General features: G+C 59.7%; 18 protein-coding genes and 4 pseudogenes. 13 read left to right on the top strand and 9 right to left on the bottom strand.

The window, feature by feature from the left end; all coding sequences use genetic code 11:
* Window position 1: 1 nt before the first annotated feature.
* Window positions 2–415 carry a LacI family DNA-binding transcriptional regulator gene (locus M1D89_RS00285; RefSeq protein ID WP_498643697.1) on the top strand — a complete coding sequence of 138 codons (414 nt, stop codon included), beginning with the start codon at window positions 2–4 and terminating at the stop codon, window positions 413–415.
* Window positions 412–1,257 (top strand): substrate-binding domain-containing protein, encoded by an 846-nt coding sequence (locus tag M1D89_RS00280; protein WP_498643695.1) that lies wholly within the window; start codon window positions 412–414, stop codon window positions 1,255–1,257. Before M1D89_RS00285 ends, M1D89_RS00280 begins: the two co-directional genes overlap by 4 nt.
* Here M1D89_RS00280 and M1D89_RS00275 read toward each other — a convergent pair.
* Window positions 1,254–2,039: pseudogene (locus tag M1D89_RS00275) on the bottom strand (SDR family NAD(P)-dependent oxidoreductase). The gene M1D89_RS00280 and the pseudogene M1D89_RS00275 overlap by 4 nt on opposite strands.
* Window positions 2,040–2,635: 596 nt before the next feature.
* Here M1D89_RS00275 and M1D89_RS00270 point away from each other — a divergent pair.
* The 6 genes and pseudogenes from M1D89_RS00270 to M1D89_RS00245 all read left to right on the top strand — a co-directional run bounded on the left by M1D89_RS00270 (window position 2,636) and on the right by M1D89_RS00245 (window position 5,549).
* Entirely contained in the window at window positions 2,636–2,881 is a 246-nt protein-coding gene (locus tag M1D89_RS00270) for a hypothetical protein (protein WP_498643693.1), read from the top strand.
* A gap of 15 nt (window positions 2,882–2,896) precedes the next feature.
* Window positions 2,897–3,379, top strand: a complete 483-nt coding sequence (locus M1D89_RS00265) for an MFS transporter (protein ID WP_498643691.1) — start codon at window positions 2,897–2,899, stop codon at window positions 3,377–3,379.
* Window positions 3,333–3,767 carry an MFS transporter gene (locus tag M1D89_RS00260; protein WP_498643689.1) on the top strand — a complete coding sequence of 145 codons (435 nt, stop codon included), beginning with the start codon at window positions 3,333–3,335 and terminating at the stop codon, window positions 3,765–3,767. Before M1D89_RS00265 ends, M1D89_RS00260 begins: the two co-directional genes overlap by 47 nt.
* Window positions 3,768–3,924: 157 nt before the next feature.
* A pseudogene (locus M1D89_RS00255) lies at window positions 3,925–4,452 on the top strand (FAD-dependent oxidoreductase).
* Window positions 4,434–5,155 (top strand): annotated as a pseudogene (locus tag M1D89_RS00250) (FAD-binding protein). The pseudogenes M1D89_RS00255 and M1D89_RS00250 overlap by 19 nt, the downstream one beginning before the upstream one ends.
* A complete protein-coding gene (locus M1D89_RS00245; RefSeq protein ID WP_498643687.1) occupies window positions 5,097–5,549 on the top strand; it encodes an amidohydrolase family protein in 453 nt (150 codons plus the stop codon). The pseudogene M1D89_RS00250 and the gene M1D89_RS00245 overlap by 59 nt, the downstream one beginning before the upstream one ends.
* A 287-nt stretch (window positions 5,550–5,836) precedes the next feature.
* Here the strand turns inward: M1D89_RS00245 and M1D89_RS00240 are convergent.
* The 5 genes and pseudogenes from M1D89_RS00240 to M1D89_RS00220 form a co-directional block, all read right to left on the bottom strand.
* A pseudogene (locus M1D89_RS00240) lies at window positions 5,837–6,289 on the bottom strand (glycogen debranching N-terminal domain-containing protein); the annotation flags it as partial.
* Between the two features lie 258 nt (window positions 6,290–6,547).
* Window positions 6,548–7,660: an NAD(P)/FAD-dependent oxidoreductase gene (locus M1D89_RS00235; RefSeq protein ID WP_498643685.1), complete on the bottom strand. Its 1,113-nt coding sequence runs from the start codon at window positions 7,658–7,660 to the stop codon at window positions 6,548–6,550.
* The gene (locus M1D89_RS00230; RefSeq protein WP_498643683.1) at window positions 7,657–7,851 is read right to left on the bottom strand and encodes a ferredoxin; all 195 of its coding nucleotides are present in this window, start codon (window positions 7,849–7,851) and stop codon (window positions 7,657–7,659) included. Before M1D89_RS00230 ends, M1D89_RS00235 begins: the two co-directional genes overlap by 4 nt.
* Window positions 7,852–7,853: 2 nt before the next feature.
* Complete coding sequence (locus tag M1D89_RS00225; protein WP_498643681.1) at window positions 7,854–9,629, bottom strand: CocE/NonD family hydrolase; 1,776 nt, start codon at window positions 9,627–9,629, stop codon at window positions 7,854–7,856.
* A gap of 17 nt (window positions 9,630–9,646) precedes the next feature.
* The gene (locus tag M1D89_RS00220; RefSeq protein WP_498643679.1) at window positions 9,647–10,825 is read right to left on the bottom strand and encodes a cytochrome P450; all 1,179 of its coding nucleotides are present in this window, start codon (window positions 10,823–10,825) and stop codon (window positions 9,647–9,649) included.
* A 190-nt stretch (window positions 10,826–11,015) separates the two neighbouring features.
* Here M1D89_RS00220 and M1D89_RS00215 point away from each other — a divergent pair, with 190 nt between their 5' ends.
* Window positions 11,016–11,576: a TetR/AcrR family transcriptional regulator gene (locus M1D89_RS00215; RefSeq protein ID WP_498643677.1), complete on the top strand. Its 561-nt coding sequence runs from the start codon at window positions 11,016–11,018 to the stop codon at window positions 11,574–11,576.
* A gap of 282 nt (window positions 11,577–11,858) precedes the next feature.
* Here the strand turns inward: M1D89_RS00215 and M1D89_RS00210 are convergent, their stop codons facing one another.
* Window positions 11,859–12,617 carry an IclR family transcriptional regulator gene (locus M1D89_RS00210; RefSeq protein WP_498643675.1) on the bottom strand — a complete coding sequence of 253 codons (759 nt, stop codon included), beginning with the start codon at window positions 12,615–12,617 and terminating at the stop codon, window positions 11,859–11,861.
* Window positions 12,618–12,716: 99 nt separating this feature from the next.
* Between M1D89_RS00210 and M1D89_RS00205 the strand changes: the two genes are divergently transcribed.
* The 3 genes from M1D89_RS00205 (at window position 12,717) to M1D89_RS00195 (ending at window position 15,603) form a co-directional block, all read left to right on the top strand.
* A complete protein-coding gene (locus tag M1D89_RS00205) occupies window positions 12,717–13,916 on the top strand; it encodes a cytochrome P450 (protein ID WP_498643673.1) in 1,200 nt (399 codons plus the stop codon).
* A 99-nt stretch (window positions 13,917–14,015) separates the two neighbouring features.
* Window positions 14,016–14,339, top strand: coding sequence for a 2Fe-2S iron-sulfur cluster-binding protein (locus M1D89_RS00200; RefSeq protein WP_498643671.1), 324 nt, complete (start codon window positions 14,016–14,018; stop codon window positions 14,337–14,339).
* A 1-nt stretch (window position 14,340) separates the two neighbouring features.
* Window positions 14,341–15,603, top strand: a complete 1,263-nt coding sequence (locus M1D89_RS00195) for an NAD(P)/FAD-dependent oxidoreductase (RefSeq protein ID WP_498643669.1) — start codon at window positions 14,341–14,343, stop codon at window positions 15,601–15,603.
* A gap of 117 nt (window positions 15,604–15,720) precedes the next feature.
* On the opposite strand, the gene M1D89_RS00190 is transcribed toward M1D89_RS00195, so the two are convergent.
* The gene (locus M1D89_RS00190; protein WP_498643667.1) at window positions 15,721–17,466 is read right to left on the bottom strand and encodes a CocE/NonD family hydrolase; all 1,746 of its coding nucleotides are present in this window, start codon (window positions 17,464–17,466) and stop codon (window positions 15,721–15,723) included.
* A gap of 313 nt (window positions 17,467–17,779) precedes the next feature.
* On the opposite strand from M1D89_RS00190, the gene M1D89_RS00185 reads away from it, so the two are divergent.
* Window positions 17,780–18,421, top strand: a complete 642-nt coding sequence (locus M1D89_RS00185) for a TetR/AcrR family transcriptional regulator (RefSeq protein ID WP_498643665.1) — start codon at window positions 17,780–17,782, stop codon at window positions 18,419–18,421.
* 36 nt (window positions 18,422–18,457) lie between these two features.
* On the opposite strand, the gene M1D89_RS00180 is transcribed toward M1D89_RS00185, so the two are convergent.
* Window positions 18,458–19,402: an AraC family transcriptional regulator gene (locus tag M1D89_RS00180; RefSeq protein WP_498643663.1), complete on the bottom strand. Its 945-nt coding sequence runs from the start codon at window positions 19,400–19,402 to the stop codon at window positions 18,458–18,460.
* Window positions 19,403–19,463 lie beyond the last annotated feature (61 nt).

Here is a 19,463-nt window from a genome sequence, read left to right as displayed (position 1 = left end):
TATGACTCCTAGAGAAAGGGACGAGCGGCGACCCTTTGGGGCGCCGCATGACCCAGCATCCCAGAGCCTTGTGACTCCAGCCATGTGCCTGGACGCCATAACTCGTTCTGCTGCATGTGCGCGTAGAACATGTACGGGGCGATATACGGCCACACGAACTTTCCGAGAACCTGCTGAGGCGCGTCACCTCGCAGTGTCAGTCCGCTATGAGGTTGGATTTACCGGTCGACCAGGATCGGTGAAATACGATGGTGGAATGGTAACCAGCGTTGATGTGGCCCGTCATTTGGGATTGTCGCAATCGACGGTGTCGCGGGCTCTTCGGGGGCATCCGCCCGTAGCTCCGGCCACGAAAGCGCGGATTCTTTCGGTGGCGAGGGAGCTCGGGTACGTGCCCGATGCCGCTGCCGCATGATGGTGACACGACGGACCCACGCCGTTGGAGTGGTTGTTGCTGAGCTGACCAGCCCCATCTACCCGGTCATTGTTGAGTCCTTGCAAAACAGGCTTCTCGAGCGTGGGTATCGGATGGTCCTCATCCGGGATCCGGACATTTCACCTGATCCTGAGGCTGTTGACATACTTGACAGTGCAACGGTCGACGGCATGATATTTGTTTCAGCACGTGAGTCTTCCGCCGCCGTCCGCAGGGTGTTGGAGCGCGGGACCCCCGTGGTGTTGCTCAGCCGCGACGATACAACTGTTGAGGTCGAGGCAGTACTAGCCGATGACCGACGCGCCGGCGAGATCGTCGTCGCCCATCTCGAAGAATTGGGGCACAAGAACATCGGTGTACTGACCACCTTGCGGGACCGGTCCAACGGCCGCGACCGTGAGGACGGTTTCCGGACCGCCATGGAACGACGAGGGCTGCAGATTCGTGAGGAGTGGGTTCGACATCTTCGACTCACCCATGAAGAGGGCGTCCGGACCGCCTTGGAGTTGTTGAATAACCACGACCGGCCTACCGCAGTTTATTGCGTGACGGATGCGTTGGCGTTTGCCGTCTTGGATGCCGCCGCGCAGTTGGGGATCAGTGTCCCCCAAGAACTCTCCGTAGTGGGATTCGATGATTCCAGCCCTGCAGGGTGGGCGTTCATCAACCTCACCACCGTCCATCAGCCGATCCCGGAAATGTCGTATCTGGCAGTGGACCGTCTCGCTGGGAGGATTGAAGGTGAGCCTCCCAGCGAAACGATGAAGACCGTTTTTCCGGTCGGCCTGCAGATTCGAGCGACGACGGCTCCCGCGGTTTAGGCGGTGTTGCGACCGCCGCTGAGGTCCAGGGTCTGTCCCGTCATATAGCTGGCCTCCGCGGAAAGCAACCATGTGGCCAGCGCGGAGAATTCTTCCGGCAACCCGACTCTGCCCATGGGAACCTTGGCGAGAAGTTGGGCATTTCGTTCGGGGCTCAGGTCCTGAAGAAGCCGCGTTTTCATCATGGAGGGCGCGATGGAATTGACCGTAACACCGTAGGGGGCAACCTCTTTCGCTGCCGTTTTCACCAGTGCAACAAGGCCGGCCTTGGACGCAGAGTAAGCCGCCTGGTGCGGATTGCCTTCACGCGCGGAACTGGATGAAAGGATGGCAATCCTGCCGTAGGTTCAGCTGGTGAGGACCGGCAGGACGCTGGCAAGGCCGTGAAGGCAGCCGTCCAGATTGATGCTCAGGGTCCCGGCCCATCCCTCTGCCGGCATGTCCGTCACTGGAACCTCCGGTCCCTGTATACCGTGGGCAAAGAGCGCCCCGTCGATCCTGCCGTACCGCTCCAGTAGGGCCTCCACGGTGTGGCCCCACTCCCGCCTTTGCGTGACATTCAGCGCCATGCAGTTGGACGGGCTGCTGCCGTCACCCCGGCCGCTGGCACTGACATCCGTGCTGACAACTTTGGCACCTTCGCGTGCCAGTCGGTACGCCGTGTCAGAGCCGAGTCCACCTGCGGCGCCGGTCACCAGGATCACCTGGTCCTGAAAACGGCCGGGCCAATAGGTCTCCGGTGTCGCGGTCCGGGCTGTTGTTGCTTGGGTAAGTTCGCTCATGGTGTTCACTTCGCTTCGGTTTTCAGGGAGTTGCAGATCAGCGTTGCAGCTGTCTCAAGAGGTGTTGAAGGTGCGCAACTGTGCCGTGCGCCTCGACGGCCAGGACGTCCGGGACTTCGACGCTGACCGGCGTATTCCGGAAAAGATCCAGTATCTCCCTGTGGGGGAAGACGCCCTCCCCGGGGGCTGTCTCTCTGAACGGGATTCGATCTGCCGCCGGGATCCATTGACGTCCTGGCCCAAGGGCATGGCATGCGGGACCGGCAAGTCCGGAGTTTCGGCTGGTCCGTCACAGAGCTGGACGACAGTGACTGCCCCTGCTGGCAGTTCCCTCAGTTCCGCAATTCGACCGCCGGCACGCACGAAGTGCAAAATATCGAGCATGATGCGCAACCGGTTTGCTCTCCAAGGCGTCCCGCTTCCGACACGGATGAAAGTGGCTGGTACGAGATCGGCTCAATGGAGGGCCGGATCCCAAGTCCGCTAGCATCCTCAACCAGCGCGGAAAGACTATCCCGTAGTCGCATCGCGTCCGGATCACTTCCAATGACGTTGAGAACGCTTGCCCCTAAGACAGTTCCGGCCTCAAGTGCGGGTTGCCACTCGGCACGGGACCGGTTGCCGTTGAGCGTGAACACCTCCACGTCGCGTACAGCGACTCCCGTATCGGCGAGTCGCTGCAGAGTCCGTGCAGACAACTCCGAGCCAGCAGCCATTGGGTAGGTCGATTCGCCCTTGGTGCTATCGGCTTGCTTCCCAGTTATGCCGCAATCGGTGTAGCAGCACCCATCCTGCTTGTGACCCTGCGGGCCATCCAAGGCATCGCCGTCGGCGGGGAATAGGGACGCGCGGCGCTGATGGCAGTGGAAAACGCGCCGGCTGGCAAACGAAACTTCCTGGCCACCGGCGTCCAAATCGGCTCTTTCGTCGGCTTGCTGCTCGGCACTGGCGCATTCTCGTTGGTTACCGCCATGACCACCCCCGAACAGTTCCTTGCCTGGGGCTGGCGGCTGCCATTTGTGATCGGCATTCTCTTCGCCCTCGTCGGTCTCTGGATCCGCGCCGGGGTGCCGGAATCAGCCGAGTTCGCCGCCGCCAAAGAGGAGCACAAAGCCGCTCAGGCTCCCCTGGCAGAAGCTCTCAAGACCAGCCCCAAGAAGATCCTGGCCGTGATCGGCATGCGGATGGTGGACCAAAGCACCTTCTACATGGGCTTCACTTTCTCGCTCGCCTATGTCAAGAAACTTCACCGACACCCCTGCGACCACAGTTCTAACCGCTTCCATGGTCCCCATGGTCCTGGCCGTTCCTTTCCTGGCGCTCTGGGGACGGCTCGCTGACAAGTTCGGCCGGAAATGGTTCTACATCATCGGTCCACTGGCCGCAGCGCTTTCAGCTGCCCCGTTCTTCGCCGCCCTTGAAAGTGGAGACCTCTTCCCGATGATCCTTGGCTTTGTCGCACTCATCAACCTTGGACACAACATCTCCACCCGCATTCAGCAAACCTGGTTCACCGACATGTTCGATGTCCGGATCCGATACAGCGGTGCCGGATTTGCCTATGCATTGGCTGGCGCCGTCGGTGGTTTCATTCCCCTGATAGCCACCGCCTTGATGGCAATCAGCGGCAGTTGTGTCCCGGCTGCGGTGCTCCTTCCAGGGCTCTGCCTCATCGCACTGGTCTCAAGCCTTTGGTCCTATAAGTGGGCCAGCAAGGAACACCGCTAAACCCGAAGCCATACTCCCCGTCAGCAAGAGACGCAAGGCAGGTGCGTGCCGCCAGGGACCCGTCCCTAGCCACCACGCACCTGCCTCGTGCTCCGCATACCAGACCAACCAACAACATTGAAGGCCAGAACCGAGTGAAGACCACCAAAACCAGTGAATCAAGCACGACACCCGGCACTACCCTGGACTGCGCGTCCTGGTCATCGGCTGTGGCGCAGGCGGCCTGTCAGCAGCTGTCACAGCCGCATATCACGGACTGAAAGTCATCGTTGTCGAAAAGGCTGAAGTCGGCGGCGGTGCCACAAGCTGATCAGGCGGATGGGCCTGGGCCCCGGGAAACCCCTTAGCCAAGGCCGCCGGTATCAAAGAGGACCGGGAACACTTCCGCACCTACCTCCGCCACCGCCTGGGCAAGAACTACGACGCGGGAAGGATCGAGGCCTTCCTTGAAGCAGTCCCCCACATGGTCGGCTTCTTCCACAACAAAACCAGCCTCCAATTCGTCCCCGGGACCAGGATTAAAGACATCTATGGCCAGACACCCGGCGCAGGAACCGGAAACCGCTCCGTCGGACCCCAACCCCTCAACGCCCGCATCATCAAGCCAGAGCTACGAGCCAAGGCACGCCATCAGCTCTGCGAAACATCATTCCTGGGCATGGCATCATGGCTGGGCCTGAGCTGACGAAATTCCTCTCCGCATCCCAAGGCAACATCCAGGGCCTTCTCCATGCAACATGGCGGGTGGGACTCCACGTTCTGGACCTCATAATCCACCGTCGCAACATGCAACTCGTCAACGGCACCGCCCTCACCGCCAGACTCCTGAAGTCGGCAGACGACCTTGGCCTTGAGATCCGCGTCTCCACACCAGCTAAACACCTTCTCACCGACCACGAGGGAAAGGTGAGTGGCGCCATCGTGCACCCGATGGAGGCTACACCATCAACGCTCCCCGCGGCGTCGTACTCGCAACCGGTGGTTTCCCCAACGACGTGGCCCGCCGCGCCGAGCTATTCCCCAAAACGCCGACCGGTCAGGAACACTGGACCCTGGCCCCCAAGGAAGCCACCGGAGACGGCATAACGATGGCCCAGGCCGTAGGGGCAAGCTTCGATACCAACGTCGAATCGCCTGCCGCCTGGTGCCCGGTCTCCATGGTTCCCTACGGCAACGGCCGGACAGGAATATTCCCCTACATCATGGACCGGGCCAAACCAGGCAGCCTCGGCGTGCTCCGAAACGGCAAACGATTCGTCAACGAAGCAAACGGCTACTACGACTACGTCGAAGGAATGCTCAAAGCAACCCCCGAAGGCGAACCGGTCGATGGCCTGGCAAATCGCGGACGCCGCCTACGTCCGCAAGTTTCCCTTGGGAATGGCTAAACCACGCCCCATCCCGCTGTTCCCCTACCTCCGCTCGGGCTACCTGAAAAAAGGCCACACGATTGAAGAACTGGCCAGTGCCTGCGGCATCGATCCTGAGGGCTTGGCACAAACCGTGCTCACCTTCAACGAAAACGCCCGCAACGGCATCGACCCGGAATTCAACCGTGGAGCCGTCACCCCTGCCCAGGCACTGCGCGCATTCACCTACGGCTCCGCCTACGCGGACCATCGGGAACACCGCAAAGGCAGCCTCACCCATGGCAAACTGGCCGACTTCGTCGTCCCCACCGACGACCTGCTCCACGTCGCACCCGAACGAATCGGATCAATCCAGGTCGTCGCGACCATCATCGGCGGCACACCACGCTACGGAACACTACAAACCAGCTAGAACCGGATCAGGCCCGAGCCAAAAAGCGTTCTGGCCCTACTCACATCAGCGCCCCGATATCAGATGCGCTGTCACTTAGCCCTACAGCCACGCCGATAATAAATGACCAACACCTCCATGCGATATCAGCCAAAGACAACCGACTCCCTGGTAGTACATCACAGCCGGTCTGACAGCTCGATATTGTCTTCACTCCCGACCCCGGGGCACGCCGAAACCTCCCGGCCTCACAGGTCCAAGCAAGTATCGGTAAGCCGACCAACTGAACCATTTTCCCTGGCCACCGCTTCGCGGGACTCATCCCAACGACGGTGGATGCGGCCCTCCTTCACCTCGAAAAGGTCCGCAAAGTCCGCTTCGATTGTCAGGGCAACGACACATTCGGTAGGTTCACTTGAGTAGTTCCGGACCGTGTTCTCCTCAAGAATTCCGGCAGCAATCTCGCGCGAGCGTTCGACGATCAGCGCGCTATCGGCATACCCGTCCGAGCGGGGTACCCGACCGATGGACAGCCCCCGGTATGGCTCCTTTGCCTTCGAGGCCAAGGCCTCCAATGGCTCACCGTTTACGGTCAAATTCCAGCCGGAAAGAACGCCGGTGTCCTCGACGAAAACCCCATGTGGAGACTCCGGAAGGATGTCCCCGTTCGCCAATGAAATACAAAAAGATGAACCCTCGATCAGGGTAAGGGTCTCAGACCCCAGTGGGCCAGCAGCAGTGTCAGCATCCCACCCAGCCATCACGGCCCCCTTAAAGAGATCCGACGCCGACTTGCATTGGCCGTATTGGTCAGGTGCCGCCATCGCTACCAATTCTTCAATCGAAGCTACGCCAATTCTCCCGTCTATGGGAGGGACGTCATGGCTTCCACGAAGCCCGCGGCTCGATCCGCCACCCCTGGCAGCCTCCAAGAACATGGACTTGTGTCTGGACACGTACCGACACGCATCGAGTGGCGTCCATTGCGTTCCGGGTTGTGCGAGTATGCCTCCCGACCGCTAGCACAGAGCTGGCGCTCCGCCTCCAAGGCGCTTCAATTTGACGATGGGGAGCCGGTGATTGATTGAGACGGCGGTGGCACCCTTGTCGTGTTCCCACCGCAGAAGTACTGCCCGGGCCTCGATAGCACCATCGATAACGGCAGGACTGCCGCTGAGCGGCAAACGTCCGCTGATCTTGATATCGAGGCCAAACTGGTGTGTCCAGAAATAATGGTCCTGTACATACGGCACCGCCTGTTCACCACGTAGTAGCGCGGCAGCGGCAGTCTTTCCCTGCTGAACAGCATTGGTCCAATGCGGCATCCGCCGGCCGCGGCGGGCTACAACATCGCCAGCCGCCACTATATCGGCCGCCACCCGGCAACGCTGGTCGGCCAAGACGCCGTTTTCAAGCGGCACACCTGATCCCAGGAGCCATTCGATGTTCGGATCGTCACCTACGGCGGATACGACCAGATCGGCTTCTATCCACCGATCTCCGCAGTCCACCGTGTACGTATCGATAATGTGCGCTCCCTGCGGAGCATGGATGAACTCCACACCCTGGCGGCGCGCTTCGGTCAGGACGTATTCAGCCAACCACCCCCCGAGGAGTCCACTAAGCGGCCTGCTAACGTGCACCACCGTTACGTGCCGGCCGAGGGTACGGCATGTGGAAGCCACCTCCATACCGAGGAATCCGCCGCCCAGCACAATAACTTTCTGCGCCGACGATAGCCGATCCCTTAGGGCAACTGCATCGCCAATGGTCCGCACCGTCAATCCGGTCTCGGGGCCGGGGAGTCTTCGAGCTCTGGCACCAGTGCTGATGACAAGTCCGTCGTAGTGAACCTCCTCTCCGTCAGCGAGGGTAATTCTCCGCCGCTGAGTGTCCAGTGCAAGGGCGTTGCAATCCGTGCGGATCTCGAAGCTACCATTGGAGTCGGGTAAAAATGCCGAGCTCGGCGCCTCCGTACCAGCGAGGATCCCTTTCGATAATGGCACCCGCGAGTACGGGCGATGGGTCTCATCCGACAGGACTGTCACGTCGCCGTCGAATCCTTCACTGCGGAGACTCCCCGCCGCAGTCATCGCCGCAATGGACCCGCCGACGACCACGACTTGCTTCATGTTTGCAGCTTCAATGCAGCGACTGGGCAGGACCGAACCGCGTCTACAACTCGTGGTTCGGATTGAGGATCAACATGTTCCTGCACCAACTCCAACATGCCGTCTTCGTCGAGCCGGAAAATCTCAGGCGACGCTTGCTCGCACAAACCATGCCCCTCGCACCGGTTGAAATCAATGATGATCGACGCCATCGCTATTCCTCCCCCTGAGAAGGTTTGATCTGCTCAGACACAACCGGAAGTTCCACCCAGCAGGCGTCCGCTCCGGTGTGCAGATTGACGCTGCCACCCGTGCGTCGGTTCTCCGGCGTTATATGCAGAAATGGAAAGGCTCGGAACACATCGCGCGAGGACACCTCTAGGACGAGACGATGTCCCTTTTCAAATACTGTGCTTGTGGGGCCAACCGCTATGTCCAGCTGGACAACCTCGCCGGGGTTGGGTAAATCTTCTTTATCCTGCCTGTGTACAGGGCGATGCGAATGTGGCTTGGTCCGGGTTTCATCGATTGCGCGGCGGCTCAGTCGGCCCCAGCCCACACTAACTGCCGTCTCAGGATTGTCCATCCCGTCATAGACCACCTCACTGTCGTCAGGCGCGATGTCCCGCAGGCACACAAACAGGTCAGTGTCACCGGCCGATGCCGATACTGCGAGATGCAGCGTCACCGGGCCGACCAGCCGCAATTCGGATTCCAGCGGCGCACTGGAGAAGAGCGTGTTCCATTCCTGTTCCCGCGGCTGTGCGACGCCGTGGGCGATGTAACCCCGAACAACGCTTTCACTCATGTGCACGGCGTGGTGTTCACTGTCGCCTGCCGCTGGCTTTTCCAACTTCGGGGGCTCCCCCATTGACGCATCGAAGGTTACTAAGGCCTGGTGCTGGGGGGCCTGCGGACGAAGCATCTTCCCGGCACCATCCAGATACCACTTGGTCCATTCAGTCCGCGCTATTGGCCATTCACGCTCGGTGACCCATTCAACAGAATCCGGCCTGCGGACTGCGAGACTGAGAGGTGGCACCTCATCCATACCATTCTTGATGTCCTTAAGCCAGTAGTCCATGAACCGCTTTTGCTCGAAATACCCTTCCTCTTCGTAGAACGGTTCGATGTGACCTCCGGAGTGGGCTCGCAACCACTTGTTTTCCGATGAGGCCTCTTCGAACAGATCAAAGTGGTTCTGAAGGGACAGCATGCCGCTGGTCCAGTTCGCTGCCGTATATAAGGGCACCGTGATCTCAGAAAGGTCCGGCGTGCGCTCAGCCCAAAACTCGTCGAACAGGGGATGCGCGGATGCAATAGCCGGAAAATCGACGCGATTCGCCGCCAGCTCTTCCGGTGACAGTTGTCCGTACCCGTTTTGGTTCGGGATTATCCATGCGTCGAACCAGGACTTTACAAAGAAGGTGTTCAGGATGCCCTCCTGGTAGACGGAGTCGTAGACGCGTGATCCGACTTCCCAGGGGATGATGCAGGTCAGGTGCTTGGGGCGCAAGGCGGCTACAGCCATCTGGGTAGCAGACAAATAGGAGACACCGTTGAGGCCCACGCGCCCGGCGCACCACGGCTGATCACCAATGCATTCGATCGCGTCACGGAAATCCTCCATGTCGCGAGGTGACCAGACGTCTACCGTGCCAGGCGATGCCCCAAGACCAGCGGCATCGACGATGACCACAGCGTAATCATCGGCGACCCATCGGAGGATGTCAGGTGCCTCGTAGACGGCGTAGTCGTTCGTCATCGCGATCCTGCTGTATACATCGGGTTCCTTGACGGCGAAGTGAATGTCTTTGCCGTACGGGGTAAAACACATCACCGCCGGATATTGTCCTTCATGGGCTGGCCGATATACATCGGCCATTACCGTGCGGCCTCCTGTCGTGTGGATCGGTACGTCTTTTTCTACGTACATTCCGTCATCGATAAACGATGTCCTGGGTTTTGGGGTGGTCGTAATGAGAGTCATGGGGCCTCCTAAGAAAGTCACTGGATGATTTTGCAGGGCAGCGTTGCGAGGCCCAGTAGGGAACTATTGACGATGTATTCCGGTTCGCCGATCTCAAATCGCCGCACCCGTGCAAGCAGCGCTGCAAGGATGGCGTGCGCCTCGAGCTTGGCCAGGCCCTGCCCGACGCAGGCATGAATACCGAAGCCAAAGGAAATGTGATCCAAGGGGTTTCGGGTGATGTCGAACCGCTCGGGCTCGGTCCATTTGCGCTCGTCCCGGTTGGCAGAGGCGTACATGACGGCAACGCGGTCGCCCGCAGGAATGGTGATGCCTTCACACTCCCAGTTTCGTGTGGTCACCCTGCTGAACATTCTCACCGGCGAGGCAATACGCAAAACTTCAAGGTAGGCTGCGGGAATTTTAGAGGGATCCGAGCGCAGCAAATCCCACTGCTGCGGAAACTCTCCGAACAGCCGCACCGAAGCGCTCAGGGAATGGGCCGTCGTATCCATTCCTGCAGTCACGAACGCAGCCATCAACAGAACTCCGGTCTGCTCGTCTACCTCCCCCGCTGCAACCGCCTCCCAGATCCGGGCCCCGAAACCTCCTTCTCGCAATCGATCAGGAGTTGCAGTAGTGGTGATGTACTCGATCATCGCCGCACTCTTCTCCAGCGCCGCCGATGTCCGTTCGCCGGAAGGCCCCATGGAGTCGAAGGTTGCCGACGCGAACGCGAGTAGCTGGTCCCGGCCCTCCTCAGGCAGGCCGATGAGGTCGGCCACAACGTTGACGGGAAAGTCCTGGGCCAGGTCCGTCACGGCATCGAACTCGCCTCGGCTGGCCAGCCGATCGATAAGGACTTCGGCCGCCGCTGTCACAGCAGGAGCCATGTCGCGAAGGGCGCGCGGCATGAGCATACGTGCGACAACTGCTCGAAGGGCGTCGTGCCGTGGTGGATCCGAAGCGATCAAAGAGCCGGATATGAGACCGTTCAGTTCTTTGTCAAACCCGACCCCCGAACCGGAGCTGAAGGTCTCATGGTCAAGCAGCGCTTCTCGAACCTGCTCATATCGGGGCAACGCCCATACATTGGGCCGACTCAACCGGACGACTGGTCCGGCTTGTCGCAATCGTGCGTAATCGGGATAGGGGTGCTGAAGCGATTCTGTCGAGTAGAGATCGACGTCGCTCTCGGGGGCGGAAATGACAGTCACCGTTGACTCCATAACGTGAAGATGTGCTCAGTTTGAGGCACAGGCTCAAAACTAGAGTGAGCACTCTATTATTGTCAATGCCCGTTCTTCTTTTGCCCCGTCGAGATGGGAGTATGGGAGAAGTTAACAGCGAATGAAGGGGCGGCCGGTGATGCGTGGTCCCGTGCAGCAGCGCAGCAAAGATTCAACCATGCGGATGCTTGATGCTGCCCTGGCATTGGCGTCAGAGGGCGGCTTGGATGCCGTAACCATTTCTGCCGTCGCCGATCGCTCGGGAACGTCAAATGGCTCCCTCTACCACCGCTTCGACAATCGATCTTCGCTGCTGACAGCTTTGATCGACAGGTTCCTTAGCGACATTGAGGACGAGTATGCCGCAGTGCTTGAAAATGCCACTGCTGAACCGGACGACGCGCGTGCCCTGGAAATAGTGATTGACGCGCACATGCGAATTTTCGCCCGTGAGCGGGCGCTATTCCGCGCGTTTATGATCGACGGCCGTGACGATCCTGGAATGAAACTCCGCGGTTACGCAGCCAGTCGTACGCTTTCCGGGGCAATCATCACTTGGCTTCAGCAGCGGTTCCATTGCACACTCAGGTGCGCTGACACTGCATTCCGAATGCTGTACGGGCTGGGGGCTTCCCGTGTCCTCACGGAAGACGATGACCTAACTGCGCAGCCCCCGTCGCACCCGGAACTCATCGGCTCAATTCGAAACGTGTTGATCGGTTATCTTCGCAACTGCTGACGCGCCCCAAAAGTCGAAGCGGCGTCAGCGAGCGAACTGCTGGACAATCGCGCGGCATCTCGTCCGACTTCTCGTCGTGGATATCGATGACAGCCACGCTCGCCACGGCCTGAAGTTCCTCGATGACCTGCTTCTACTTCGGCAGTACTCTAATCCCAGCGATGGTGAGATCCTCATCGTGAATCGTTGAAAAGTCAATGATTCAAAGTGCTGCGCCTATCCGTTTGACTGTTTTCGGGCAGCTCCTCCTGCGGCTCACACGATTCTTGCTCCGCTGTCGAATCAACCTGAAATGGCTTTCTTTAGCTCGCTGCCGATGGTGTTCGCGACGGGTAGCAGAATTTTCAGGACAGCCTCAAGTTGGAATCCTTTGCTGGGCACAACAACAGAAAGTGATGCGACGACCCGGCTGTAGGGGCCGCGGATAGGTGCCGCGACTGCGGTGGAGTCCGGGTGGATGTAGCCGCGCGTAATCGCGTGGCCTTCCCGTCTGGTTTTCGCGAGGCCAGCTCTGAGGGTTGCGTTGCTTGTCAGGGGCTCCAGCGAAAACCGGGGGCGCGGCAGGGCCAGGATGCGGTTCTGCTCCTCAGCCTCGAGATCGGCGACGAGTACGAGTCCGCTGGAGGTGGCGTACCAGGGGATGCGACCGCCCACCGTGGCAAAGTTTATGGCTGATTCCGGGGCTGAAAGCCGTTCCAGGTAAAGCACCTCCCTGTCTTGGAGGATGGCGAGCTGGGCATGCTGCCGCAGTCTATCGCGAACCTGCTCCAGGTGAGGCAACGCTATTTCCCTCAGGCCGAATACGCCCGGGGCGCGAACTGCCAGTTCCCAAAGTCTCACACCGAGGATGACCTCCCGGCCCCGGCGTTCAAGCAGGCCGAGGCCAACCAGCTCGGCGATGATGCCGTGGACGGTGCTTGCCGGCATGCCGGTACGGGCAACTATCTGCGTGAGCGTGAGCTCGCTGCTGGATGGATCGAAGGCCTCCAACACCCGCACGGCTCTGGATAGTCCTGAGGTTCCAGCCGAAGATCTCGCCATTTCGACTCCTCTTCTTCGCTTGATACGAATTCTAGGTCAGTCTCGACGTGAGCCAGCCCATACTTCTGGGATACGCCCTGCCTTCAGAAAGGCCTAGACATGACCATCACCCCGACAGCGAGATCGCTGGATATGCCCTCAGTTGAGTGGCTGAACCCGGCGGAATTGTCCCGAAATCCCTATCCGAGTTATGAGCGCCTGCGTCGGGAGTCACCAGTGGCGTGGTCTCCGGCGGTGAAAAAAGTTCTGATCTCGACATATGAGGGGTGCAGCTTTGGCGAACTGCATCCGGAGATCTTTTCTTCCAATGTATCGGGCGGAACGATGGTCCGCGCTCTAGGTGGCCGACCGCTCATACGAAAGGACGATCCGGAGCACGCCGTCGAGCGTGCACCCATGAACCGGACCCTGCGCCCCAAGCAGATCATGGACGTTTGGGCAGGAAAGTTCGAAGCGAATGCCCTTCTGTACCTGAGACGGATGATCTCCGCAGGCAACGGAGCGGCGGACCTTAACTCGGATTTTGCTGTCCCCGTCGCCGCCAAGAACCTGTGTGACATGCTCGGAATGCCGCAAGTGCAGCCAATGAACCTCGCCCGCTGGTCCTCGGACTTTATTGCCGGTATCGGCAATGTGCTGGACCGCCAGGAGATCTGGGACCGCTGCGAGCAATCCCGGGATGAATGTGATGCGGCACTGGATGAAACGATCAGCCGACTGCGCCGGCAGCCAGATGCTTCGATAACATCGATGCTCCTCGAAGGTGGCATGGAGGAGCTGAAGGTTCGCAACAACGTCAAGCTCGCCATCTCCGGAGGTATGAACGAACCCCAACACGCGATCACCAACATGGTCCACCTCCTGGAGGAATCCCAGGGCCAGAAAGCTGAGGTCCTGGACGATCCTGGATTGTGGAAGCAGGTTTTCACTGAAGCGGTCCGTTACTTCTCCCCGATCGGCATGGTTACCCGCCAGGCTACCGCCGAGGTCCAGATTCAAGGCGTGACCATTCCAGGCGGAACGCAGGTCGGTATGCTCCTTGCCTCCGCTAACCGGGACCCGGCGCAGTTCCTGGCCCCTGACATCTTCGACATCCACAGGGGCCACGGCACCAGTCTTGCCTTCGGCGCCGGCGTGCATCAGTGCGCCGGCAAGTGGGCAGCGCAGAAGGCCATCGGGGAGATCGCCGTCCCGCTGCTGTACCGGGAACTGCCCGGACTTCGCCGGGATCCGTCGCGGCCTGAAACCTGGGACGGATGGGTTTTCCGCGGCCTCACCAGCCTCCCTGTCGTCTGGTAATCATCAGTCCCCCTGAGCCAAAAGGACCAGGACGCATACAGCTGTCGACTTAATTGATTCCCGCGACTTACGGGACCAGCCAGATAAGAAGGAACCACCATGGGCAAAATTACCTTTCACCATTCCAGCGGTGCAGTCGATGTACTCGACGTCCAGCCGGGAACCACAGTCATGCGCGCCGCCGTCACCAACGGGGTGGCAGGCATCGTCGGCGAATGCGGAGGACAGGCGATGTGCGCCACCTGCCATATCTACGTGCGCGAACAGTACTTGGACTCCCTGCCTTCAGTCAGTGTCGACGAGGACGAAATGCTCGACTGCACCACCGCTCAACGTGTCGATCGGTCCAGGCTGGGCTGCCAGCTGACGATCGGAGATGGCATCGAGGAGATCGAGGTCGATGTGCCGGAAAGTCAGATCTGAAATGAACAGCATCGAACAAATCGTGATCGTTGGGAACGGCCATGCAGGGATTCAGGTGGGAGACTCTCTGCGTCAGGAAGGTTTCGCCGGTGAAATCATCGTTATCGGCGAAGAGGAGCACCCGCCTTATCAGCGACCGCCGCTATCCAAGGACTACCTGGGCTCCGGAACAGATCCGGCCCCTTTACCGTTGAGGGCGGCAAAATTCTTCACCGAAAATAACATCGCAATGCGCCTTGGTGTATCTGTCACGAGCATTGACCCGGCCCGACAGACCGTGAAGTTGTCCGATCGCAGCACACTGGGATATTCAAAACTGGTGTTGACTACCGGAGCGGCGAATCGGGCCCTTACTGTCCCGGGCGTGGACTTGGCCGGCATCCATGGACTGCGGAGCCTCGACGACGCTCTCGCCGTTCAGCGGTGCCTCAGTTCAGCAAATAGGGTTGTGATCATTGGGGCAGGTTTTATTGGTTTGGAGTTCGCTGCAGCCGCCCGCAAACGCGGGCTGGAGGTGACCGTCCTGGAATTTGGGGACCGGCCAATGGCACGCGCACTCTCTCCCGTCATGGGTGACTGGTTTGCGCAGGCTCACCGGGATATGGGCACTAATCTGCGTCTTGGCGAAGGCATCGCTTCCTTCACTGGCGACGGCGCAGGGTTCGTCTCATCTGCAGTTTCCACCTCCGGTGCCATTTATTCCGCAGACATGGTGGTGGTAGGCGTCGGGGCAATCCCCCGCACCGAACTGGCGGAGCAGGCCGGGCTTGCCGTCTCCAACGGCATCACCGTGGACGCAGCGATGCGAACGTCGGATCCGGATATTTATGCTCTCGGGGACTGCGCCAATTTCCCCTGCAGCCAGACCGGAACCCGGATCCGACTGGAGTCGGTGCAAAATGCCACCGACCAGGCGAGACACGTCGCGCGCTCCATCCTCGGCAGCAACGAGCCCGGACGGGAAGACTACACCGAGCACCCGTGGTTCTGGTCAAACCAGGGGCCGGCGCGGCTGCAGATTGCCGGGCTGCTGTCAGCGGGCGCACATAGCGTGATTCGCGGGGAGGCCGCCTCGGGCGCTTTCTCCGTTCTGCACTATGACGGCGCCTCTCTCGTCTGCGTCGAATCAGTTAACAGGCCGGCGGACCATGTGGCAGCCAGAAGTATGTTGGCAAGCGGGATAAGTCCCTGTCCTGAATTGGCGGCGGACCCTGACATTCGGCTCAAGGACCTGGCTTCCGCTGTAGAACGTGTTTCCAGTTAGTACATCTGTCTCCAACTCAGCGAGTTGGGGTCAGCATCTCCCGACATTGCAAAAAAAATGGCCCGCGCCAATGAGCATCAAGTGGCGCGGGCACATCTTTCTGCCATCGACCTTTTCTCAGCCCCTTGAAGGTGCAGCCGAAGCCAATGGCAGGACCAGCCGTGATGGCCAACGCCCTCCGGTGTGAAGGATCGCCCGTTCTGCCGTTTGTGCGGGCATTCCTTCGATGCCCGGCAACTCAGTTGCTCGGAGCCGCCGAGCGCTAACCGTCAACTCCAGGGTTTCACCGGCACGCCAACGCATGGCTACCGGCCAGAACTCCATGGTTGCCTCAACAACCTCACCTGACGAGAGGGGCAATGACGGAGTGTCCAGAAGACCCTTTCCTGCACGTTCCCGTTCCGAAAGGCGGAGCATGGACTCCGGACCGTCATAGAATGCAAACCGTACGGCCATGACGCCGCGCTGGTGGAGCTTTGGCATCCAGCGCTGGGCTGCCGGGAGCGGCAGAACTATCATCTGGTGACTACCTATCCGGCCTCGGGCGTCACGTTTCCGCACGTACGCGTACACATCGAGATCCACTCCTCCTGCGACTTCGAAACAAGCAGTCAGGGACGCTTTACCGATTAGCTCTGTGTCCTCTTCGAATGTGTATGTAAAAGAAAGTTGCCCGTCTGCGCCGCCCGCGAGCTCATACGACGCCATGCATTCTGTCTCTCCTGGATCGGTGGTGAGTGACGAAGACGCGGCGTCAAGGAACAGCGTCTTCGATCGGACTCTGGACGGCGGGAATTCGTCCTCCGCCCGGCCAACAGTGTCGGATCCGTGGGGTTCGAGAACTGCCATCCGCACGCGCGGGGTGGCCATCCAACCGGTGTCGATTCCGCAGAGGAAATGATCGAAGAAGCGCCTCAGGTCTGCAACATTGTCCGGGTCGTAGAAGTCCGTCCATTCATGGGTGTTGTTAACCCGCAGCCATTTCTTCCCGGTAAGACGGCTATATCCCTCAAGTGTGCCTTCAGCGTGTAGCTGATTGGTGTAGGAGGCGACCACGTATGCCGGAGCTGCAATGGCTTCAATATTCGCGACTTTATCCGTCCAATACTGAGTCTTCAGAGGGTGCATGGCCAGCATCCCGACAGGGTCCTCGATTCCGTTCATTCCGTATAGGCTTTCGCGGATCTTTGACGCAAATCCGGTGTTGGGGATCCCACCGCGCATCATGGCCTGTGCGTAGAGGTCCGACGCCCCTTCCCAGGGTGCGATGGCGGCGAGGTGGGGAGGTCTGGTGGCAGCAATCTGCCACTGGAGGATGGCCAGCCACGAGTTACCTGCAAGCCCCACTTTTCCGTTACACCATTCGCGGGTTCCAATAAATTCCACAGCATCATGACCATCGCGGCCTTCGTCGGCGCCCTGAAACAGGATGTCTCCTTCGGAGTTGAAAACCCCCCGAGGGTCGATCTGTACGACTGCGTAGCCGTGGCTGCACCAGTAGGCAGGATCGACTGCTTCGAATGCCTCCAGGCCGGAAGTTGCAGAGCGCGGAACGCCGAACTTTTGCGGCAGGCCGTTCAAGAGGCGGGACCCGGTTCCGCCTTTTCCGTAGGGACCCCATCCCATGATTGCCGGAATGCCGTCCGTCACGTCCGCTGGCCGGTACACGTCCGCATAGATGGTCACCCCATCCCGCAACGGGATGGGAAGGTCGCGGGTGACAGTAATAGGTGTGGTCAGTGGAGGCTTTCCGCGCCCCGTCTTATGCCCTGCGGGGAAAAGTTGTGTGAGTGGCTCGAGGGGCCGGTACCTGGAATCCCGATTGGAACGGGGGTCGCTTGCGGGGACAAAGATGGTGGTCAAGGTTCACTCCTGCAAAAGGTAGAGTTGGCTGCCCAGTGGGAGGCGCTGCAAGAGCGCTGCCGACTGTGGCGATGGCTGGCTATTAATAGACCTCGACAAGGCGCGCGAAATCGAAGCGGGATCTGGTTTCCACAATCGACCAGTACGCGACGTCGGAACGTTGTAGGACGAATTCCGGCAACCACGTTCGTGTCTGAAGGCTCTCTGGCAGGCCGCACATCAGTGTGTTGCATGCCACAAATTATGTAAATCAACGTTCGCATTCCGGGCGCTCCCTGTCAACCATCCGCAGGCTTGCAGTAAGGTCGGTGTTATGGCTGGTTCTGCCCCTCAACGCCCTCAGGCAGTGCAGCAACGCAGCCAGGAAACAGAGCAGCGGATTCTCCAGGCTGCAGTTCGCGTTCTAGGTGAGGCCGGGGTTGAAGCGCTAACGACGGCGGAAGTGAGCGCCGCCGCCGGGGTGTCGGTGGGCAGCATATATCGAAGGTTTGGCAACAAAGAGCAGCTTCTGCTGGCGACCCAATCAGAGTTCCTTCGTCTTTTCGAAGGTAACTTGTACCAGGAACTGTCCGGCATTCCGAGCAAGGACGCCAGGGATCCCGCGCGGACAATCGCGTACGCAACGAAGGTTGTGGGAATGTCCTTTGCAAAGAACGCTGCCCCACTTAGAGTCCTGCTCATCGTTGGCCTGACCCACGAAGATATCCGGCTACAGGGACACCTTGCCAGTGTCAGGGGTGGCTCCAGGTTCGGTGAGCTGATATTGAATCATCGCGACTCTTTGGCCCACGAGGACCCGGAAGCGGCAGTGGATTTCGCCTTTCGCTTGATCTACTCCGCCTGCTCCCACCGCATCATGCAGGGCGAGAACCTCGAATCCCTTCGACGTCGCACCTGGCCTGAAACCATCGACGAACTTGCACGGGCGGCCCGTGCATACCTGCTCTGCGCCTAAAACGGCACGGAAACCGCCAAGCATGCGGAGACGAGTTTATTCCGCGCCTGATCGGGTCGCCGAGGGAGTTTCGCCAAAGCGGTCGCGATAGTATCCGGCAAACTTTCCAAGGTGGTTGAACCCTGAACGCATGGCGACTTCGCTGACTGGCATTCTGCCGCTCAAAAGCAGGCCACGTGCTGCATCCAGCCGCGCGTTCCGCAGGTAGACCAGGGGCGAGACGCCAATATTGTCATTGAACGCATACTGCAGTTGGCGTGCACTGACACCTGCGATGGCGGTAAGGTCCCCCAACGTGTACTGCTTCGTCGGGTCTTCATCGATTGCGTCCATGACCTTGCGGATGGTGCGCGGTCGAACAGGCCCACCTCGTTCCTGCAGCAAAGTTCCATAAGAGTGGTGCTGGGTTAGCAGCAGTCCACTGATCAAGGAACGTTCAAGGTTCTCCACATGGTGCGCTGCAGCGGGGGATGCATCCATTTCGTTGACATAACTGACCATGAGCTTCATCGTCTCCAGCCACCGCTTGCCAGCCGGTGAACTGAGATCGAAGGCAAGGTTGAAGTCGATGGCATCCGGCACGGATCGTCCGAGCAACAACTCAAGCTCACGCTCGACCGCAATACGTTCAATCTTCCAGCACCACTGCGGGGACTGCTCATTCCAGTCGGGAAGGAAGGTGCGCCTCCCTGGAGTGAACACTGCCCCCGTGAGCGGATTCGCCAGAACCTCGGCCTGGCCGTTGTAGGACAGGACGCTGCCTTGGAGCGGAATGTTAACGTGATAGCCCTGCAGGTCTCCAGGGTCGACTGATACCCGGCCTTTGAAGTGCACCAGACCAAGAGTGGACAACCTGAGATGCGCAACGCTCAGGCGCGGCTGAATGTCAGTTGTGCCAGCCTCCCTCAGGTCAACCTTGGCCGGGTAGAAGTGGCTGTTTAGAGTCTCACGGAACTCGTCGAAATCACTGGAACGGGACACTTCTCTTCCCGCCAACCACTGATTATCTGGTGAACCTAACACTTGACGTTCCTTCTTCTAG

The sequence above is a fragment of the Arthrobacter sp. D3-18 genome, assembly GCF_054408525.1.
Note: the sequence above shows the minus strand (reverse complement) of the source record. Positions and strands in the feature narration are given on the sequence as shown.

Coding starts and splice junctions, on each gene's coding strand:
- M1D89_RS00195 (WP_498643669.1), top strand. CDS start 14,341: ATGAACAGCATCGAACAAATCGTGATCGTTGGGAACGGCCATGCAGGG.
- M1D89_RS00200 (WP_498643671.1), top strand. CDS start 14,016: ATGGGCAAAATTACCTTTCACCATTCCAGCGGTGCAGTCGATGTACTC.
- M1D89_RS00230 (WP_498643683.1), bottom strand. CDS start 7,851: ATGGCGTCGATCATCATTGATTTCAACCGGTGCGAGGGGCATGGTTTG.
- M1D89_RS00285 (WP_498643697.1), top strand. CDS start 2: ATGACTCCTAGAGAAAGGGACGAGCGGCGACCCTTTGGGGCGCCGCAT.
- M1D89_RS00185 (WP_498643665.1), top strand. CDS start 17,780: ATGGCTGGTTCTGCCCCTCAACGCCCTCAGGCAGTGCAGCAACGCAGC.
- M1D89_RS00260 (WP_498643689.1), top strand. CDS start 3,333: ATGGTCCTGGCCGTTCCTTTCCTGGCGCTCTGGGGACGGCTCGCTGAC.
- M1D89_RS00225 (WP_498643681.1), bottom strand. CDS start 9,629: ATGACTCTCATTACGACCACCCCAAAACCCAGGACATCGTTTATCGAT.
- M1D89_RS00245 (WP_498643687.1), top strand. CDS start 5,097: ATGGCCTGGCAAATCGCGGACGCCGCCTACGTCCGCAAGTTTCCCTTG.
- M1D89_RS00215 (WP_498643677.1), top strand. CDS start 11,016: ATGCGGATGCTTGATGCTGCCCTGGCATTGGCGTCAGAGGGCGGCTTG.
- M1D89_RS00210 (WP_498643675.1), bottom strand. CDS start 12,617: ATGGCGAGATCTTCGGCTGGAACCTCAGGACTATCCAGAGCCGTGCGG.
- M1D89_RS00235 (WP_498643685.1), bottom strand. CDS start 7,660: ATGAAGCAAGTCGTGGTCGTCGGCGGGTCCATTGCGGCGATGACTGCG.
- M1D89_RS00265 (WP_498643691.1), top strand. CDS start 2,897: ATGGCAGTGGAAAACGCGCCGGCTGGCAAACGAAACTTCCTGGCCACC.
- M1D89_RS00205 (WP_498643673.1), top strand. CDS start 12,717: ATGACCATCACCCCGACAGCGAGATCGCTGGATATGCCCTCAGTTGAG.
- M1D89_RS00280 (WP_498643695.1), top strand. CDS start 412: ATGATGGTGACACGACGGACCCACGCCGTTGGAGTGGTTGTTGCTGAG.